The organism is Primorskyibacter aestuariivivens (genome assembly GCF_028023675.1).
In the GTDB taxonomy this organism is placed as follows: domain Bacteria; phylum Pseudomonadota; class Alphaproteobacteria; order Rhodobacterales; family Rhodobacteraceae; genus Marinovum; species Marinovum aestuariivivens.
Genome location: NZ_JAQIOZ010000003.1, coordinates 234,148 through 251,242 on the forward strand (window position 1 = coordinate 234,148; position 17,095 = coordinate 251,242).

The 17,095-nt window shown below is 62.6% G+C and carries 16 protein-coding genes; 7 read left to right on the forward strand and 9 right to left on the reverse strand.

Features of this window, described 5'->3' with window-relative positions; translation table 11 throughout:
• The first annotated feature begins 77 nt into the window (after positions 1 to 77).
• On the forward strand, positions 78 to 929 hold the full coding sequence (locus PGB28_RS03250; RefSeq protein WP_271420049.1) for a LysR family transcriptional regulator: 852 nt from the start codon (positions 78 to 80) through the stop codon (positions 927 to 929).
• Between the two features lie 115 nt (positions 930 to 1,044).
• Here PGB28_RS03250 and PGB28_RS03255 read toward each other — a convergent pair whose 3' ends face one another.
• The 3 genes from PGB28_RS03255 to mgtE form a co-directional block, all read right to left on the reverse strand.
• A complete protein-coding gene (locus PGB28_RS03255) occupies positions 1,045 to 1,410 on the reverse strand; it encodes a DUF983 domain-containing protein (RefSeq protein ID WP_271420050.1) in 366 nt (121 codons plus the stop codon).
• Positions 1,411 to 1,723: 313 nt separating this feature from the next.
• A complete protein-coding gene (locus PGB28_RS03260; RefSeq protein ID WP_271420051.1) occupies positions 1,724 to 2,281 on the reverse strand; it encodes a 5-formyltetrahydrofolate cyclo-ligase in 558 nt (185 codons plus the stop codon).
• The gene (gene mgtE, locus PGB28_RS03265) at positions 2,278 to 3,669 is read right to left on the reverse strand and encodes a magnesium transporter (protein WP_271420052.1); all 1,392 of its coding nucleotides are present in this window, start codon (positions 3,667 to 3,669) and stop codon (positions 2,278 to 2,280) included. Before mgtE ends, PGB28_RS03260 begins: the two co-directional genes overlap by 4 nt.
• A 151-nt stretch (positions 3,670 to 3,820) precedes the next feature.
• On the opposite strand from mgtE, the gene guaD reads away from it, so the two are divergent.
• On the forward strand, positions 3,821 to 5,107 hold the full coding sequence (guaD, locus tag PGB28_RS03270; RefSeq protein ID WP_271420053.1) for a guanine deaminase: 1,287 nt from the start codon (positions 3,821 to 3,823) through the stop codon (positions 5,105 to 5,107).
• Positions 5,108 to 5,160: 53 nt separating this feature from the next.
• Here the strand turns inward: guaD and PGB28_RS03275 are convergent, their stop codons facing one another.
• The 4 genes from PGB28_RS03275 to PGB28_RS03290 form a co-directional block, all read right to left on the reverse strand.
• Positions 5,161 to 5,547: a CAP domain-containing protein gene (locus PGB28_RS03275; protein WP_271420054.1), complete on the reverse strand. Its 387-nt coding sequence runs from the start codon at positions 5,545 to 5,547 to the stop codon at positions 5,161 to 5,163.
• A 41-nt stretch (positions 5,548 to 5,588) separates the two neighbouring features.
• On the reverse strand, positions 5,589 to 6,944 hold the full coding sequence (locus PGB28_RS03280; protein ID WP_271420055.1) for an 8-oxoguanine deaminase: 1,356 nt from the start codon (positions 6,942 to 6,944) through the stop codon (positions 5,589 to 5,591).
• Positions 6,945 to 7,087: 143 nt separating this feature from the next.
• Positions 7,088 to 7,882, reverse strand: a complete 795-nt coding sequence (hisN, locus tag PGB28_RS03285; RefSeq protein WP_271420056.1) for a histidinol-phosphatase — start codon at positions 7,880 to 7,882, stop codon at positions 7,088 to 7,090.
• 50 nt (positions 7,883 to 7,932) lie between these two features.
• Positions 7,933 to 8,313, reverse strand: coding sequence for a helix-turn-helix domain-containing protein (locus tag PGB28_RS03290; RefSeq protein ID WP_271420057.1), 381 nt, complete (start codon positions 8,311 to 8,313; stop codon positions 7,933 to 7,935).
• 312 nt (positions 8,314 to 8,625) lie between these two features.
• On the opposite strand from PGB28_RS03290, the gene PGB28_RS03295 reads away from it, so the two are divergent.
• The 4 genes from PGB28_RS03295 (at position 8,626) to PGB28_RS03310 (ending at position 13,225) form a co-directional block, all read left to right on the forward strand.
• The gene (locus PGB28_RS03295) at positions 8,626 to 9,585 is read left to right on the forward strand and encodes an NADPH:quinone oxidoreductase family protein (RefSeq protein WP_271420058.1); all 960 of its coding nucleotides are present in this window, start codon (positions 8,626 to 8,628) and stop codon (positions 9,583 to 9,585) included.
• Between the two features lie 92 nt (positions 9,586 to 9,677).
• The gene (locus tag PGB28_RS03300; protein WP_271420059.1) at positions 9,678 to 10,499 is read left to right on the forward strand and encodes a TIGR00282 family metallophosphoesterase; all 822 of its coding nucleotides are present in this window, start codon (positions 9,678 to 9,680) and stop codon (positions 10,497 to 10,499) included.
• Positions 10,496 to 11,431, forward strand: a complete 936-nt coding sequence (locus tag PGB28_RS03305) for a DMT family transporter (RefSeq protein WP_271420060.1) — start codon at positions 10,496 to 10,498, stop codon at positions 11,429 to 11,431. Before PGB28_RS03300 ends, PGB28_RS03305 begins: the two co-directional genes overlap by 4 nt.
• Before the next feature lie 12 nt (positions 11,432 to 11,443).
• Entirely contained in the window at positions 11,444 to 13,225 is a 1,782-nt protein-coding gene (locus PGB28_RS03310; RefSeq protein ID WP_271420061.1) for an SLC13 family permease, read from the forward strand.
• 25 nt (positions 13,226 to 13,250) lie between these two features.
• Here PGB28_RS03310 and PGB28_RS03315 read toward each other — a convergent pair whose 3' ends face one another.
• Both PGB28_RS03315 and PGB28_RS03320 read right to left on the reverse strand, forming a co-directional pair.
• Entirely contained in the window at positions 13,251 to 13,985 is a 735-nt protein-coding gene (locus tag PGB28_RS03315) for a glutamine amidotransferase (RefSeq protein ID WP_271420062.1), read from the reverse strand.
• Positions 13,986 to 14,172: 187 nt separating this feature from the next.
• Positions 14,173 to 15,945, reverse strand: coding sequence for an SLC13 family permease (locus PGB28_RS03320; RefSeq protein WP_271420063.1), 1,773 nt, complete (start codon positions 15,943 to 15,945; stop codon positions 14,173 to 14,175).
• Positions 15,946 to 16,118: 173 nt separating this feature from the next.
• Between PGB28_RS03320 and PGB28_RS03325 the strand changes: the two genes are divergently transcribed.
• Complete coding sequence (locus tag PGB28_RS03325; protein ID WP_271420064.1) at positions 16,119 to 17,087, forward strand: TAXI family TRAP transporter solute-binding subunit; 969 nt, start codon at positions 16,119 to 16,121, stop codon at positions 17,085 to 17,087.
• Positions 17,088 to 17,095: the final 8 nt, after the last annotated feature.

Consider the following 17,095-nt stretch of genomic DNA (forward strand, 5'->3'; position numbering starts at 1 on the left):
GTGGCTTGATGATTAGCTGGAGATATGCCATTTTGAAATCGAATATTATTGATCCATTACATCAAGGTGTGTGATGAATGAGAAATCTTGACGTGACGGTGCTTCGATCCTTCGTGGCGGTGGCCCAATGCGGGGGCGTGACGCGCGCCGCAGGCTTTCTCAACCTCACGCAATCGGCGGTGTCGATGCAACTCAAACGGCTTGAAGAGCTGATGGGGTTGGAATTGTTCGACCGCACGGCGCGGCGCATCGCCTTGACCGGGGCTGGGGAGCAGTTGTTGAGTTACGCGCGGCGCATGGTGGAGCTGAATGACGAAGCCTTTGCCCGGCTGACCCATGCGGAATTTGCCGGGGAAATCCGGCTGGGTGTGCCGCATGACATCGTCTACCCGGTGATCCCGTTGGTGTTGCAACGCTTTGCCGCGACCATGCCGCGTATGCGCGTGCATCTGGTGACCAGCTACACCACCAAGCTGCGCGAGGATTTCACCCGTGGCGACATGGACCTGATCCTGACGACGGAACGGGAATTGGGCGCGGGCGGTGAGACCCTGTCCGAGATCGCGCTGCGCTGGGTCGGTGCGCCGGGCGGTCAGGTCTGGCGACAGCGCCCCTTGCGGTTGGCGCAGGCCACGCAATGCGGGTTCCGTCAGGGCGTGCATGAACGGCTCACAGAAGCCGGGATCGACTGGATCGAAGTGGTCGAAACCGAAAGCGACCGCACGGTCGAGGCCACCGTGAGCGCCGATCTGGCCGTGACCGCGCTATTGGAAGGCACCGCGCCGGGGCAGTTGGAAGAACTGCCCGCGGGTTGCGGCCTGCCCGATCTGGGCGGCTATCTGGTCAATATGTACCGCAACAAACGCTCCGGGCAGGACCCGGTCGAAAGCTTGGCCGAGATGGTGCGGCAGGGATACGAGACGTTGTGATGTCACCCGGCTAGATGAGCCTGCGCGTCGTAAATCAATGGGTCCAGACCCTGCAATAGCCCAGGAAGGTGGCTGACCGATTAAAAAGACAACGTTTCCGAAACACGAACGGCTTTCAAAACCCATGCAATCGCGCTGCCCATTGCAATCCGAGAAACACACCCTTCACGCGCGGTAAAAGCCAAAGTGCCAAACCTGTGGCGGCGCCCATCAACGAGAGCGCGACCAATAAAGGGTTTGGGTCGTAATTAGAGTATATTACTGCAAACAATGGGAAGATTATTGCAACGACGACCATCAAGGTGAAATACGCTGGGCCATCATCAACACTTGCGTGATGCAATTCGATGCCGCAGTGACTGCATTTGTCTCTCACCTTCAGATACTTGTGCAGAGTTTCTCCAACGCCGCAAGATGGACACTTGAGCATGAAACCCCGGATGGCTGCCTGCTTCGCGTTGCGTTCATCATCGCCGCTCATGTCACTCCACCCTGTCGATGTTGCGCGCTACTGATTGCAGTGCGAAGTCAATTAAATGCATTTACAGGCCAGGATTTCGGGCGCTGAAAAGCTAACGACTCAGATGCTTATATGATGCCCTCCTGGCGGTTGCGCAAGATCGCCACAAGCCATTTAGCAACCATCTGTCTTTGCACAGGTCTCAAAAGGAGACGAAAATCTGATCGCAGCCAAAGGCTGTTTTGTCCTGCACCTCTGCCTTTCGACGACTTTGCAAACGCTGCTTTCTACACATGGTTGCCGCTCGAACGCATCTGTTGCGGTCGCCCGCAGTTCAAGGCGTGATCACGCCGCTTTCCGTCACGATCATGTCCAGCGGCTGGTCCGTGGGTTCCAGCGGCAGGTCGGCATCCTCCTGCGCGGCATAGGCAAAGCCGATGGCCAGCGTCGGGCGCTTGGCGCGCAAGCCTTCCAGCGTGCGGTCATAGAACCCGCCGCCATAGCCCAGCCGCCCGCCCGCGCGCGAAAACGCCACCAGCGGCACGATCAGGATCTCGGGCTCAATGAATTCAAGCGTGGCGGGAACCTGTGCCCCGAACGGCCCGTCCACCAGCGCGCAACCCGGCTCCCAGAGCGCGAATTTGAGCGGCTGGCCCTTGGCCTCGATCACCGGCACGCAGACCGGGCCATGGGCCGACGCCTCTTCCATCGCGGGGGTCGGGTCAATCTCGGTCCGCATGGTCATGTAGCCTGCCAGCGGCACGCCCCGATGCCCCGCCAGCACCGAGGACAGCATACCCGCACCGGTGCCGGGATCACCCGCATGGGCCAGTTTGCGCCGGGCAAAAGCCGCTTTGCGCGCCTCTGCCTTGCGCGCCTCCAATGTCGTCATAGCAGCACCACCACCGCGAGTCCGAGAAAGGCGAAAAAGCCCACCACATCGGTCACGGTGGTCACAAAGGCACCCGAGGCCAGCGCAGGGTCGACCCCCATCTTGTCGAGGATCACCGGGATCACCGTCCCCGCCAGCCCGGCCACCACGAGGTTGATCACCATGGCCGCAGCGATCACGTAGCCCAGCGCCGGAGAGCCGAACCACACCAAACCGACGATTCCCATCACGACAGCGAAAATCACCCCGTTGACCAGACCCACCAGCACCTCGCGCCGGATCACCCGCCAGACATTCGCGCCGGTGAGGTCCTTGGTGGCGATGGCACGCACCGCCACGGTCAGCGACTGGGTGCCCGCATTGCCGCCCATCGACGCCACGATGGGCATGAGAACAGCAAGCGCCACCAGCTGCGCGATGGCCGCTTCGAACTGCGCGATGACCATCGAGGCCAGCACCGCCGTGACAAGATTCACCGCCAGCCAGGGCAGGCGGCGCTTGGTGGTGTTGATCACCTTGTCCGACAGCGAGCCTTCACCCACACCGGCAAGGCGCATGATGTCTTCTTCGTGCTCTTCGTCCAGAACGGCCATGGCGTCGTCGATAGTGATCACGCCCACCAGCCGCTCATCCTCGTCCACCACGGGGGCAGAGATCAGGTGATACTGGTTGAAGGCATAGGCCACGTCGCCCTCGTACTGGGTGACGGGGATGACCTGAAACACCTCTTCGACAAGGTCCCTGAGCAGCACTTCGCGCCGCGCGCCCATGATCTTGCCCAACGTGACATTGCCGATGGGATGCATGCGCGGATCGACAAGCACCACGTGGTAGAACTGCTCCGGCAGATCGTCATGGGAGCGCAGGTAATCAATCGCTTCGCCCACGGTCCAGTGCTCGGGCGCCATGACCACTTCGCGCTGCATGAGACGGCCGGCGGAATATTCCGGATAAGACAGAGATTGCTCAACCGCGGCGCGGTCGGTGTCTTCCAGCGCATCAAGGATGGCTTCCTGCTGCTCGTCTTCCAGATCCTCGATCAGGTCAACGACGTCATCGCTGTCGAGATCGCGCACCGCCTCGGCCAGCACGTCGGGATTGAGGATGGCGATGACCTCTTCACGCAGAGCCTCGTCCAGTTCCGACAGGATGTCGCCGTCAAACTCGCGGTCATAAAGCCGCAAAAGCTCGGTCCGCTCGTGGGAATTGATCTGTTCCAGAAGGTCGGCGATGTCGGCGGCGTGCAGCGGTTCCATCGCCGCGACCAGCGCGTCGCGATCCCCGGTCTCGACCGCGTCGAGAATGTCGGCCACGGCCTTGCGATTCAGGACATAGGCATCCTCGGAGGCGTCGTTGGTGTCTTGTGTGTCTTCGGTTTGATCGGTCATTCCCGCCCCCATGATTTGCCCGCTGTGGTCACGCCGGTCTTTTTCGCAAACAATACGATACAGTTTCAAAAAGAAACAGGGGTCGACAAGATTTACCCAACCCGGTTCACAAGCTAATCTTGCCGGGTTTGCAAGCGAAAACGAGACCGAGATGCAGCTTCTGACCGGCCAGACCCTGAGCTTTTCCGCAGATCCCTTTTCCGTGCCTTTCGAGGAGGCGGTCGTGCATCATCGGCGGGGGGGCGTTCTTGTCGAAACGGGGAGGATCGTGGCGGTGGATGCGGCCGAGACGCTGCGTGCGGCCCATCCACAGGCCGATGTGGTCCCCTATGGCGACGACCTGATCATGGCCGGATTCGTGGACGCGCATGTGCACTACCCGCAGACCGCGATGATCGCGTCCTGGGGGTTGCGGCTCATTGACTGGCTCAACACCTATACCTTCCCCGAGGAAAGCCGCTTTGCCGATCCGGATTATGCCGCAACAATTGCCGCGCGCTATCTCGACCTGACGGCGGCCCATGGCACCACCACCATGGCCAGTTTCTGCACCATCCATCCCGGCAGCGTCGAGGCGTTCTTTGCCGAGGCACAGGCGCGCGGGCAATGCGTGGTGGCGGGCAAGACCGCGATGGACCGCAATGCCCCTGACAGCCTGCGCGACACCGCGCAGACCGCCTATGACGACAGCAAGGCACTGCTGGAACGCTGGCACGGGGTGGACCGCATCCGCTATGCCATCACGCCGCGCTTTTCGCCCACTTCGACGCCCGAGCAGTTGGAGGCCATGGGCGCGCTCTGGGCCGAGCGTCCCGATTGCCTGATGCAGACCCATCTGAGCGAACAGACAGACGAGATCGCCTGGGTCCGCGAGCTGTACCCCGAGGCACGCGACTATCTGGATACCTACGAGGCGCATGGCCTTTTGGGGGCAAAGGGGCTGTATGGCCATGCCATTCATCTGGAAGAGCGCGAGATTGACCGGCTGCGCGAGGTCGGCGCGGCGCTGATCCATTGCCCGACCTCGAATACGTTTATCGGATCGGGCCTGTTCCGGATGGCAGCGCTGAAAGCGCGCGGGCTGTCGGTGGGACTGGCCACGGATACCGGCGGCGGCTCCAGCTTCTCGATGCTGCGCACCATGGCGGCGGCCTATGAGATCGGTCAGTTGACCGGGACACCGCTGCACGCGGCGCAACTCCTGTGGCTGGCGACGCAAGGGTCCGCGCGGGCGCTGCATATGGGCGATGAGATCGGCAATCTGGCACCGGGCCATGCGGCGGATCTGGTTGTGCTGGATCTGGCATCGACCCCGGCAATTGCGCAGCGCCACGCGGAAGCGTCAGACCTTTGGGAAGCGGTGTTCCCGACCATCATGATGGGCGATGACCGCGCGGTGCGGGCGACCTGGATCAACGGGCGAGACGTCAGCGCCTGAGGCGGGAAATTCCTTCCAAGGAATTTGCAAATTCTGTCGACAGAATTTGGCGCCTAGCAGCCCGGTCGGCCAAGAACCATGACCCAGAGATTGCCCGGCGCTTGCGCAAGGCCCATCTCCGTCACCTCGCGGTTCAGCATATTGCGGCGATGTCCGGGAGACGCCCGCCAGCCCTCCAGAACCTCGGTCACCGAGCTGTGCCCCTTGGCGATATTCTCGGCCGCAGCGCACCAACCATAGCCCGCGCGGTCCAGCCGGGTGGCGATGTCGGACCCGTCCGATCCCTCATGCGAGAAGAAGCCATTCTGCGCCATGTCATCCGCGTGTGTCTGCGCCACGCGGTTCAGCAGGGGCGACCAGGTGAGCGGCGCGCGGCGCTTGCTACGACGAAACCCATTGACCCAATCGAGCGCCGAATTGCTCTGAGCAGCAACGGGCAAAGCCGCAAGGCAAAGTCCGCCTAGAAGGACCGCTCGTCGCTTCATTCCACCAATTTCGCGGCCAATATGTTCTGTCGTTTCACCGCCGCCTCCAGATCAAAGGATACCACGGCACTGTCGCGCACCACCGGGCGGCCCTCAACAAAAAGGTCCCGCACCCGGGTCGGACCGGCAAGAAGCAGCGCAGCGCGGTCCCAGCTGCCTGCGGCCTCCACGCCGGACATGTCCCAGACCGCGATATCGGCGCGCTTGCCCACGGCAATCTGTCCACAATCGTCACGGCCCAGCACCTCGGCCCCGCCGCGCGTGGCGATCCTGAGCGCCTCACGCGCGCTCATCGCATCGGCTCCGCGCGCCACCCGTTGCAGTAACATCGCCTGCCGTGCCTCGGATACGAGGTTACCGCTGTCATTGCTGGCCGAGCCATCGACGCCAAGCCCCACCTTGACGCCAGCATCGCGCATGGCGCGCACTGGTGCGATTCCCGATCCCAGCCGACAATTGGAACAGGGACAATGCGCCACGCCGGTGCGCGAGCGGGCAAAGAGGTCAATCTCCTGCCTGTCCAGCTTCACGCAATGGGCGTGCCACACATCATCGCCGGTCCAGCCCAGATCCTCGGCATATTGCCCCGGGCGGCAGCCGAAGTTTTCGAGGCTATAGGCGATGTCTTCGTCATTCTCGGCCAGATGGGTGTGCAGCATCACGCCCTTGTCGCGGGCCAGAAGCGCCGCATCACGCATCAGATCACGGCTGACCGAAAAGGGCGAGCAGGGGGCCAGTCCGACCCGCACCATCGCGCCCTCGGACGGATCGTGAAAGGCGTCCACGACGCGGATCATGTCTTCAAGGATCGCACGTTCCTCTTCGACCAGCGCGTCGGGCGGCAGCCCCCCGTCGCTTTCGCCAATGCTCATGGCGCCGCGCGTCGGGTGAAAACGCAGCCCCACCTCGCGCGCCGCATCAATCGTGTCCTCCAGACGTGCGCCGTTGGGGTAGAGGTAGAGGTGGTCGGAGGACATGGTACAGCCCGACAGCGCCAGTTCCGCCAGACCCACCTGAGCCGAGGTGAACATCTCGTCCGGACCAAAGCGCGCCCAGATCGGATAAAGCGTCTTGAGCCAGCCAAACAGCAGCGCATCCTGCCCGCCGGGCACCGCGCGGGTCAGCGTCTGGTAGAGATGGTGATGGGTGTTTACCAGCCCCGGTGTGATCAGACAGTGGGATGCCTGCACCAATTCGCCATCGCTGTGCAGGTCAGGGCCGATTTCGGCGATCACGCCATCGCGGAGCCGGATATCCACATCAGCAAGTTCGCTGTTGGGATCGTCCATGGTCAGCACGTGACCAGCGTTTTTCAGCAGAATTTCCATATGTAACCTCAGATCAACGCCCATTTCTGAGGAGAACACGCCGCGCCGGAAAAGGGCAAATTACGCGCGGGTCGCGGCAAGTGTAGCGTAGGGCGCGCGTGTCAGGAAGACCGCTCGCCCCGTCGTGCGACCAAAGGCAGTCTTTGGAAAAACCGGATAATCGCGCGTCAGGTGCCGTGCAGCAGCTTCATGGCTTGTGCGTGCAGCGTGGTGTTGGCGGCGGCCAGCACCTGTCCGCCGTCATGTACCGGGCCGCCGCTCCAGTCGGTGACAATCCCGCCTGCGGCTTCGATCACCGCGATGGGGGCCTGAATGTCATAGGCGTTCAAACCGGCCTCGATCACGAGGTCTATCTGCCCGGCAGCAAGCAGGGCGTAAGCGTAGCAATCCATGCCGTAGCGGGTCAGTTGCACCTTGGCCGCCACCCGGTGAAAGGCCGCGCCCTCGGCATCGGTGCCGACCTCGGGAAAGGTGGTGAAGAGCACTGCGGCGTCGAGTCGGTCGGTCGCGCGCGTCGACAAGCCATTGCTCCCATGTGGTCCGGAAAATTGCGCCCCCTGCGGGCTGCCGGTGAACCGTTCGCCGATATAGGGCTGGTCAATCACGCCAAGAAAGGGACCGTTTTCGTCGGACAGGGCGATCAGGGTTCCCCAGGTGGGAGTGCCGCTGATGAAACCACGCGTGCCGTCGATCGGGTCAAGCACCCAGGTCAACCCACTGGTCCCGACCTGATGGCCGAACTCTTCGCCAAGGATCGCGTCGTCGGGACGTGCCGTGGCCAGCACATCGCGCATGGCCTGTTCCGCGGCGCGGTCCGCCACGGTCACCGGGTCGAACCCGGCATCAAGCTTGTTCTCTGTTGCCAGATTGCTGCCCCGGAAATACGGCAAGATGGCCGCGCGGGCAGCGTCGGCCATCTTATGCGCCACCTCGGTCAGGTGGGTAATATCCCGGTCGGACATGCGCCTTGCCTCCCAAAAACGGACGCTGTTTGCGTCCGGCATCGGAAGTGTTATGCGACGTCGCTCAGCACGCGGGCAAGTTCAAACAGGCGCCGACGCTGGTTTTCCGGAATAGCGTAGTAGGACCGCACGAGATCGAGCGCTTCCTTGTCGCCGAGCAGATCGGCAGGGATCGTGCCTTCGGCAGCGTCTGTCGCAGCAACGTTTTCGCCATCCTCGATCCCTTCGAAGAAGAAGCTCACGGGCACGTCCAGCGCGTCCGCAATGTCCCAGAGTCGGGAGGCGCTGACACGGTTGGCACCGGTTTCGTATTTCTGGATCTGCTGGAACTTGATTCCCACATGTTCCGCCAGTTGTTGCTGGGTCATCCCAACCAGCCAACGACGATGGCGGACACGCTTTCCAACATGAACGTCCACAGGATGTGGCATACTGATATCCTTCACTCACGTTATGATCTTGCCGGAGTTGCAGCAAGATCCCTAATATTTCTTTAGCGGTAACAGCCCCAGTGTGTCCCGCGCGCTCAGATTAATCGCACCCCTGCAACTTAGGCGAAGATACGGGAGCAGCCCCGGAAAGCAAGAAAAAAGACGCATCTAAAGCTGTTCAACCCCTTGTCGCACACGCAGAACGGTAAAGCAGCACCGCGCGAAAAATCCATGTCGGGCACGTCTCATGTTGCCTCTGCCCTGCAAAAATGGCAGGTCCGTTGCAAAGATTTCACAGGGTCCTGTCACGTTATGCGCGCATTCCACATTCCGGTCGCCGGGCAACCTGCGGCGCTTCACACTCTGCCTGTTCCGGAGCCCAAGCCCGGCGAAATCCGCGTCAGGATTGCCGCCTGCGGGTTGAACTTCGCTGATTTGCTTATGGAAAAAGGCACGTATCAGGATACGCCGGACGCGCCCTTCACCCTTGGGATGGAAGTGGCCGGGACGGTCGATGCCCTTGGCGAGGGGGTGACAGGGTTTGAGGTTGGCACACGTATAGCGGTATTCGGCGGGCAGGGCGGGCTTGCCGAATATGGCTGCTTCCCGGCGGATCGCGCCGTTGCGCTTCCGGAAACGATGAGTTTCACGGACGCGGCTGCATTTCAGATCGCTTACGGTACGTCACATCTGGCGCTGGATCACCGCGCGCGGCTGCAACCGGGGGAAACCCTTCTGGTGCTGGGCGCGGCCGGGGGTGTTGGTCTGACCGCCGTGGAAATCGGCAAGCTGATGGGCGCGACGGTGATTGCCTGCGCCCGCGGCATGGACAAGCTTGAGGCCGCCCGGACCGCCGGGGCCGATCATCTTCTCGATGCGACGACCGCCGATATCCGGGCCGAGGTCAAGGCGCTGGGCGGGGCGGATGTGGTCTATGACCCGGTGGGGGGTGATCAGTTCATCGCCGCCTTCCGCGCCTGCAACCCCGAGGCCCGCATCCTGCCCATCGGCTTTGCCAGCGGAGAGGTGCCGCAGATCAAGGCCAACCACCTGCTGGTCAAGAATATCACAGTGATGGGGCTGTACTGGGGCGGCTACCTTCAATTCCGACCCAAGGTGCTGACCGACTCGCTGCGCACGCTCATGGACTGGCACGCCGATGGCAGGATCAAACCGCATGTCAGCCATGTGCTGCCACTGGAGAAGGCGGGCGAGGCGCTGGCGCTGCTGCGGGACCGGAAATCGACGGGCAAGGTGGTGGTGACGCCATAAGCTTTGCAAACCGATGCAGATTTTGACCCAACCGGGCGCAAGACGGCAATTGCCCCTTGCCGAATGTGACCCGCCGTCTTAGGCCCCTTTTCATGCGAATACTCTTTCTTGGCGATGTGATGGGGCGGGCCGGTCGGCGCGCGGTAACGGAAAATCTGGCGCGTCTGCGGAGCGACTGGAAGGTCGATTTCGCCGTGGTCAATGCTGAGAATTCTTCCAACGGGGCCGGGCTGTCGGGCGCGCATGCCAAGCTGTTGCTTGAGGCCGGGGCGGATTGCCTGACGCTGGGCGATCACGCCTTTGACCAGCGCGAGATGCTGCAATTCATCGAGACCGAACCGCGTATCCTGCGCCCGCTCAACTTTGCCAAGGATGCGCCGGGGCGTGGCGCGGCGATCTTTGATGCCGGGCGCGGACGCAAGATCCTTGTGACACAGGTGCTGGGGCAGGTCTTCATGAAGCGGCCCTTCGATGACCCGTTCTCGGCGCTGGACGGAGTGCTGCGCCGCCATCCGCTGGGCGGCACGGTTCAGGCCAGCCTTGTGGATATCCATTGCGAGGCCACCAGCGAAAAAATGGGTGTCGGCCATTTCTGTGACGGGCGCACCAGTCTGGTCGTGGGCACGCATACACATATCCCGACGGCGGACGCTCAGATTCTGCCCGGCGGCACTGGTCTGCTGTCTGATGCGGGGATGTGCGGCGACTACAATTCGGTGATCGGCATGGACAAGGCCGAGCCGATGCGCCGCTTCGTGACCGGCATGTCAAAGGGCCGCTTTACGCCCGCCAATGAAGAGGCGACGCTGTCTGGCGTGGTTGTGGATACCGATGATCGCACCGGCAAGGCCACGGCGATCCACATGGTGCGTCAGGGCGGGCGCTTGCAGCCTTCCGGCCCGCCTGCCGCATGACGAGCGGTGAACGCGGGGTCCTGATTGGGTTGCTCATCGTGATGGGCGCGGGATGGGGCATCACACAGCCGCTGGCCAAGATCGCCGTCTCTGAAGGCTACCGGCATTTCGGGCTGATCTTCTGGCAATTGGTGATCGGCGCGGTGCTGCTCGGGGCGATCACGGTGATCCGGGGGCGGCGTCTGCCGCTCGGGTCCCGGCAGCTGCGGCTCTATCTAGTGATTGCGCTCATTGGCACGATCTTTCCCAATACGGCAAGTTTCGAAGCAGCCCGCCATTTGCCATCCGGTATCCTGTCGATCACCCTGTCGCTGGTTCCGATGTTCGCCTTTCCCATCGCGCTGGTCCTTGGCAACGAGGGTTTCAGCCTGCGCCGCATGGGTGGATTGGTGCTGGGCCTCTGCGGCGTGCTGCTGATCATTGGTCCCGAGGCCAGCCTGCCCGATCCCGCCATGGTGGTCTGGATCCCGCTGGCGCTGGTGGCCCCGTTTTTCTACGGGCTTGAGGGCAATGTGGTGGCGCGCTGGGGCATCTCTGGGCTGGACCCGATCCAGGTTCTGTTCGGGGCCTCGGTCGTGGGGGCGGTGATCGCCCTGCCGCTGGCGCTGGCAACCGGGCATTTCATCGACCCGCGCGGCCCGTGGGGCGCACCCGATGCCGCGCTGGTGGCCTCGTCCGTGATCCACGCCGTGGTCTATAGCAGCTATGTCTGGATGGTCGGACGCGCCGGATCGGTCTTTGCCGCACAGGTGGCCTATCTGGTCACCGGCTTTGGCGTGGTCTGGGCAATCGTCCTGCTACGCGAAAGCTATTCGCCCTTTATTTGGGCGTCACTGGTGTTGATGTTTGCCGGGATGGCATTGGTCCAGCCCCGGCGCAAAGGCACGCTTGCCCCGGTCGCTGCAACAGGTCATTCTGAGCGCCGGAGCTGAATGGGATTTTCAATGACCGCTTTACTGAACCTGTCGCAAACGGGGCAGGCCATCGTGACGCTTGCCGTGGTCGGTGTCATGTTCCTGCTCTTCATTCGCGAAATCTATCCCACGGAAGTTGTTGCCATTGCCGGAGCGACCTTCCTATTAGCGACGGGCGTTCTGCCCTATGAGCAGGGGCTTGCGGTGCTCTCCAACCCAGCGCCCTGGACCATTGCGGCGATGTTCATCGTGATGGGGGCGCTGGTGCGCACCGGGGCGCTGGACAGTTTCACCAAGATCGCCGACCGGCAGGCCAAGACCAATCCGAAACGCGCCATCGTGTCGCTGATGACCTTCGTGGTGGTCGCCTCGGCGGTGGTGTCCAATACGCCGGTGGTGGTGGTGATGATCCCGGTCTTCGTGCAACTGGCGCGCACCATGGGTATTCCGGTCTCCAAACTGCTGATCCCGCTCAGTTACGCGGCAATCCTCGGCGGTACGCTGACCCTGATCGGGACCTCGACCAACCTGCTTGTTGATGGTGTGGCCCGCGCGCAGGGCATGGCCCCCTTCACGATTTTCGAGGTCACGCCGCTGGCCATCGTGCTGGTGATCTACGGCATGGTCTACCTTCGCTTCATCGGTCCCTACCTGCTGCCCGAGCGCGACAGCATGGCCGACCTGCTCAGTGACAAATCCCGCATGAAGTTCTTTACCGAGGCGGTGATCCCACCCGACAGCAACCTGATCGGGCGCGAGGTCACGGGCGTGCAGCTGTTCAAACGCGAAGGCGTCCGGTTGATCGACGTGGTGCGCGGTGACCTGTCACTGCGCCGCAACCTCAAGGGTGTTGAATTGCAGGTCGGTGACCGGGTGATCCTGCGCACGAAAATGACCGAGTTGCTGAGCCTGCAGCGCGACAAGTCGCTCAAACGGGTGGACCAGGTCTCGGCCGTGGAAACAACCACGGTTGAGGTGCTGATCAGCCCGGGCTGCAAGATGGTGGGCCGGAGCCTTGGTCAGTTGCGGTTGCGGCGGCGTTACGGCGTTTATCCGCTGGCGGTGCACAGGCGGAACCAGAATATCGGCAGCCAGCTCGATGAACTGGTGGTCAAGGTGGGTGATACGCTGCTTCTCGAAGGCGCGCCGGATGATATCAAGCGGCTTGCCAACGATATGGACCTTGTCGACGTGACCCAACCCTCGGCCCGAGCCTTTCGCCGCAACCACGCGCCGGTGGCGCTTGCATCGCTGGTTTTGATCGTTGGGTTGGCGGCCTTTGGCGTGGCGCCGATCTTCCTGCTGAGCCTTGGGGCGGTGGCGCTGGTCCTGCTCACCCGCTGCATCGACGCGGATGAGGCGTTCTCCTTTGTCGACGGGCGGCTTTTGTCACTGATCTTTGCCATGCTGGCCATCGGGGCGGCACTGGAAAGCTCGGGCGCGGTGAGCCTCATCGTCTCCGCCATTGCGCCCTATATCGGCATGTTGCCCGGGCCGCTGATCATCTGGGCGATCTACCTTCTGACATCGGTCATGACCGAACTGGTGAGCAACAATGCGGTGGCCGTGGTGGTCACGCCTATTGCCATCGGGCTGGCCGACGCGCTGGGCATTGATGCGCGGCCCTTGGTGGTCGCGGTGATGGTCGCGGCCTCGGCCAGTTTCGCCACGCCGATCGGCTACCAGACGAACATGCTTGTCTATGGTCCGGGCGGCTACAAGTTCACCGATTTCATGAAGGTGGGCATTCCGCTCAACCTGACGGTCGGTCTGCTGGCCTCGCTGCTGATCCCGTTCATATGGCCGCTCTGAGCGTCGGTGGGCAGAACTGCCCACCCTACCCGTAGCGGTGAACGAAGCGTTGCAGGATAATCTCGGGCTGGGTCACATCCGCCGCGTGACACATGGCGATCAGGTCATTGGCGGTCTCGGGCGGGAAATAGCCGTGGTTGCGATAGACCCCGATCCGGGTCTCGAACACCTTGGCATCGGCCTCTGGATGGAACTGCGTGGCATAGACGTTTTGACCAAAGCGCACCATCTGGAACGGGCAGGGGGCCGAGCGCAAAAGATGCGCGCAACCGTGCGGCAATTCCTGCAGCGCTTCCTTGTGACCGACAAAGGCCTGAAACCGCGCGGGCAACCCTTCCAGCAAGGGATCACGCGCGCCGTCCTCGGTGACCTCGCAATCGGTCGGGCCCACCGGCTCGCCATAGCGCCGCTTGGACACATCCGCCTCCAGATGCGCGCCAAGGATGCCGATGCCGTAGCAACAGCCCATAAAGGGATGATCCGATCCTGTGATCGCGGGCATGAGCGACAAAACGGCACGCTCGATCCGCGCCTCAACTGGCGACTTATCCTCGGGCGCATCCGATACACAGCCCGGCCCGCCACCGACGATCACGCCCGCAAAATCGCGCGGGTCCAGCCCCTCGGGCAGGTCTTCGCAATCCAGCCGGATGCGATGACATTGGTCTTCGCGCAGCCCGCCCTTGGCGAGGATCGCGGCATATTCATCGTCCGAAGCATCCGTCTCCGGACGCAGCTGCAAGATCAGAAACTGTCCCATGGCAGGCTCTTAGCGCGCCCTGTCCAAATGCAAAAGTCCGTATCTTCTCTGGTTCGAAAATATCCCGGGGGAGTCGCGCAGCGACGGGGCAGCGCCCCCATTCTGCCCCGCAGGGGCTCAAACCTGCGCGCGTCAGCGCTCATATTGGTGAAACGCGCTTGCGGACGGAAAGCCGGTTCCCGGAGCCTTACAAAGGCCAGAACACTAGGATCGCAGGCACCGACACGGCGATCACAATCACTTCCAAAGGCAGTCCCATGCGCCAGTAGTCGCCAAAATGATACCCCCCGGGGCCAAGGATCAGCGTGTTGTTCTTGTGCCCGATGGGCGTCAGGAACGCCGCCGATGCCGCCACCGCCACCGCCATCAGGAACGGGTCGGGCGACACACCCAATGTGCGGGCGATCTCGATGCCCACAGGTGCTGCGACAATCGCCGTTGCGGTGTTGTTGAGTACATCCGACAGGGTCATCGTAACCACCATCAACACCGTCAGGATCGCCCAGGCGGGCCAGCCCGAGGTCAGCCCCACCAGCGCGCCCGCGATCAGTTCTGTCCCGCCCGAGGCCTCCAATGCGGCCCCCAGCGGGATCATCGACCCCAACAGCACAACCACCGGCCATTCGATATGGTCATAAAGCTCGGCCAGTGGCAGGATCTTCAAAAGCACATAGGCCACCACCACCAGCCCCAAAGCCACGGGCAGATAGACCAGTCCAAAGCTCGCCGCGGCAACGGCGGCGGCAAACAAGCCGATGGCCAGCCAGGTCTTGCTGTCCTCGGTCACGGCCAGCCCCCGGTCGGCCAGTGGCAGACAGCCCAGCCATTCCACCACCGCATGGGCGTTTTCGCGCGGTGCCAGCAGCAGCAGGATATCGCCCGGCTCAATCTCGGTCTTGCGCATCTGCTTGGTGATGCGCCGCCCGCGCCGGGAAATCCCCATCAGCACCGTGCGATGTCGCCAGGCAAGCCCTACCGCCTGCACCGTTTTGCCACTGAGACGCGAGGTGTCGGGCACCACGACTTCGACCAGTCGCAGCCCGTCTCCTTCGGCTTTGAGCAGTTCTTCGCGGCGTTCGTCGGAAAAGGCCAGTTTGAGCGTTGAGCGGAATTCATCCAGCGCCTCGGGCGTGGCTTCAAGCACCAGCGCATCCCCCGCTTCCAACACAGTGTTGAGCGCACTTCCGTAGCGCCGCTTGTCATTGCGGATCAGGCCCAGGATGGCCACATCGGCGCTGTCTGCGGCCTCGGTCAGGTCGCGGACCCGCTGCCCGACCGCGTCACTGCCCTCGGGCACGGTCAGTTCTGCGATATAAGGGTCCAGCTCGCGCGCCTGCTGAAGCGCGTCTTCTCGCTGCGGGATCAACCGCCAACCGATCAGCGCCACAAAGACCAGCCCGACCAGCGCCGCCGTGGCCCCCACAGGGGCAAAGTCGAACATGCGGAACGGCTCGCCCAGCGTCTCCTCGCGGATCGCGGCGATGATGATATTGGGCGGCGTGCCGATCAGCGTCACCATGCCGCCCAGGATGGTGGCAAAGCTCAGCGGCATCAGCGATTGCGCGGGCGACCGGCCCGCCTTGCGCGCGGTCTGGATATCCACCGGCATCAAGAGCGCCAGAGCGGCCACGTTGTTCATGAAACCGGACAGCACCGCGCCAACCCCGCCCATCATCACGATATGCGCGCCAAGTGTACGGGTTGAATCCACAAGCGTCCGGGTGATGAGCAGCACCGCGCCCGAGCGCACCAGCCCGGCGGAGACGACCAGCACCAGCGCCACGATGATCGTCGCAGGGTGGCCAAAACCGGAAAACGCGTCCTTGGTCTCGACCACGCCCAGCACCACGCCCAGAAGCAGGGCGCAGAAGGCGACGAGGTCATAGCGAAAACGCCCCCATAAAAGCAGAGCAAATACCATGCCAAACAAGGAAAACAGGATGATCTGATCGGGGGTCAAAAGGGCACCTTTGTCATGGTCATGTCACGCAAGGCCGCATCATCGCAGGCCCAGCGGCAAGGGCAAGCCCCGTGAAAAAACGGCCGCAAGATTGCGCTTGCATTCGTATGCAAATATGCGACATTGTGTCGTTACGCCGGGTAAAGGCGTTCGTGAATTTGGAGGAACTTCACATGACACGTTTCTGGAAGAGCGCGGGATTTGCCGCGGCGGCCACTGTTGCGGCATTTGCATTGCCGGCACAGGCCGAGACGCGGCTGGCCTTTGGCGCAACCAACGCGCAATCAGCCCATTACGCCTATTTCGCGGCACTGGCCAAAGTGGTGAACGAGGCCAACCCGGACTACCAGGCTTCGGTGGTCGAAACCGGCGCAACGGTTGACAATCTCAAGCGTATGGAGCGCGGCCAGCTGGATATCGGACTGATCACCACGTCGGCGCTCTACCACGCCAATAATGGCATCAAGACCTTTGACGGCAACCAGATCGACAGCCCGCTGCTCTGGGCCTACAGCCTTGCGCCGCAGAACGTGGTCGTGCGCCGGGACGCAGGCGTGAACAGCCTCGAAGATCTTGCCGGTCAGCGTTTTGGCCCCGGTCAGCGCGGCTCCTCCACCGAGGCGACCAGCCTGGAAGTGCTGGCGCTGTTCGGGGTAGAACCCGAATGGGTGCGTGGCTCCAATGGCGAACTTGCCGCCGCGATCAAGGACAACCGCGCCATCGGCTTCATCAAATCCGCCGTCGGCACCAAATTTGACGCGCTGACCACCGATATCGCCACCTTTACCCCGGTTCAGGTCCTGCCCGTGCCCGAGGACAAGGTTGCGATGATCCGTGAAAACCTGCCGGAACTGTCGATCGTGGACATGCCGGGCGGTGAAATGGAAAACAGCGGTGCCTACCAGACCTGGGGTTTCATGATCGGCGTCTCCGCGCGCCCGGATATGCCCGAGGATGTGGCCTATAACATCGTCAAGGCGGTGATGGAGGACGAGATCGAGCAGGCGACCGCGTTTCCCAATGTCAAAGGCGTGAACCTCGCGGAACTGACGCTGCAATACGCGACCACCACGCTGCACCCCGGCGCGATCCGCTATTTCGAGGAAGCGGGTTACGAGGTGCCGGACCGGCTCAAGCCGTAAACGTCGGG

Bases quoted from the DNA above. Each gene is read 5' to 3' on its own strand.
- PGB28_RS03255 (WP_271420050.1), bottom strand. From the start codon at position 1,410: ATGAGCGGCGATGATGAACGCAACGCGAAGCAGGCAGCCATCCGGGGT.
- mgtE (WP_271420052.1), bottom strand. From the start codon at position 3,669: ATGACCGATCAAACCGAAGACACACAAGACACCAACGACGCCTCCGAG.
- PGB28_RS03305 (WP_271420060.1), top strand. From the start codon at position 10,496: ATGACGAGCGGTGAACGCGGGGTCCTGATTGGGTTGCTCATCGTGATG.
- PGB28_RS03310 (WP_271420061.1), top strand. From the start codon at position 11,444: ATGACCGCTTTACTGAACCTGTCGCAAACGGGGCAGGCCATCGTGACG.
- PGB28_RS03315 (WP_271420062.1), bottom strand. From the start codon at position 13,985: ATGGGACAGTTTCTGATCTTGCAGCTGCGTCCGGAGACGGATGCTTCG.
- PGB28_RS03280 (WP_271420055.1), bottom strand. From the start codon at position 6,944: ATGGGCGTTGATCTGAGGTTACATATGGAAATTCTGCTGAAAAACGCT.
- PGB28_RS03300 (WP_271420059.1), top strand. From the start codon at position 9,678: ATGCGAATACTCTTTCTTGGCGATGTGATGGGGCGGGCCGGTCGGCGC.
- guaD (WP_271420053.1), top strand. From the start codon at position 3,821: ATGCAGCTTCTGACCGGCCAGACCCTGAGCTTTTCCGCAGATCCCTTT.
- PGB28_RS03260 (WP_271420051.1), bottom strand. From the start codon at position 2,281: ATGACGACATTGGAGGCGCGCAAGGCAGAGGCGCGCAAAGCGGCTTTT.
- hisN (WP_271420056.1), bottom strand. From the start codon at position 7,882: ATGTCCGACCGGGATATTACCCACCTGACCGAGGTGGCGCATAAGATG.
- PGB28_RS03325 (WP_271420064.1), top strand. From the start codon at position 16,119: ATGACACGTTTCTGGAAGAGCGCGGGATTTGCCGCGGCGGCCACTGTT.
- PGB28_RS03250 (WP_271420049.1), top strand. From the start codon at position 78: ATGAGAAATCTTGACGTGACGGTGCTTCGATCCTTCGTGGCGGTGGCC.
- PGB28_RS03290 (WP_271420057.1), bottom strand. From the start codon at position 8,313: ATGCCACATCCTGTGGACGTTCATGTTGGAAAGCGTGTCCGCCATCGT.
- PGB28_RS03295 (WP_271420058.1), top strand. From the start codon at position 8,626: ATGCGCGCATTCCACATTCCGGTCGCCGGGCAACCTGCGGCGCTTCAC.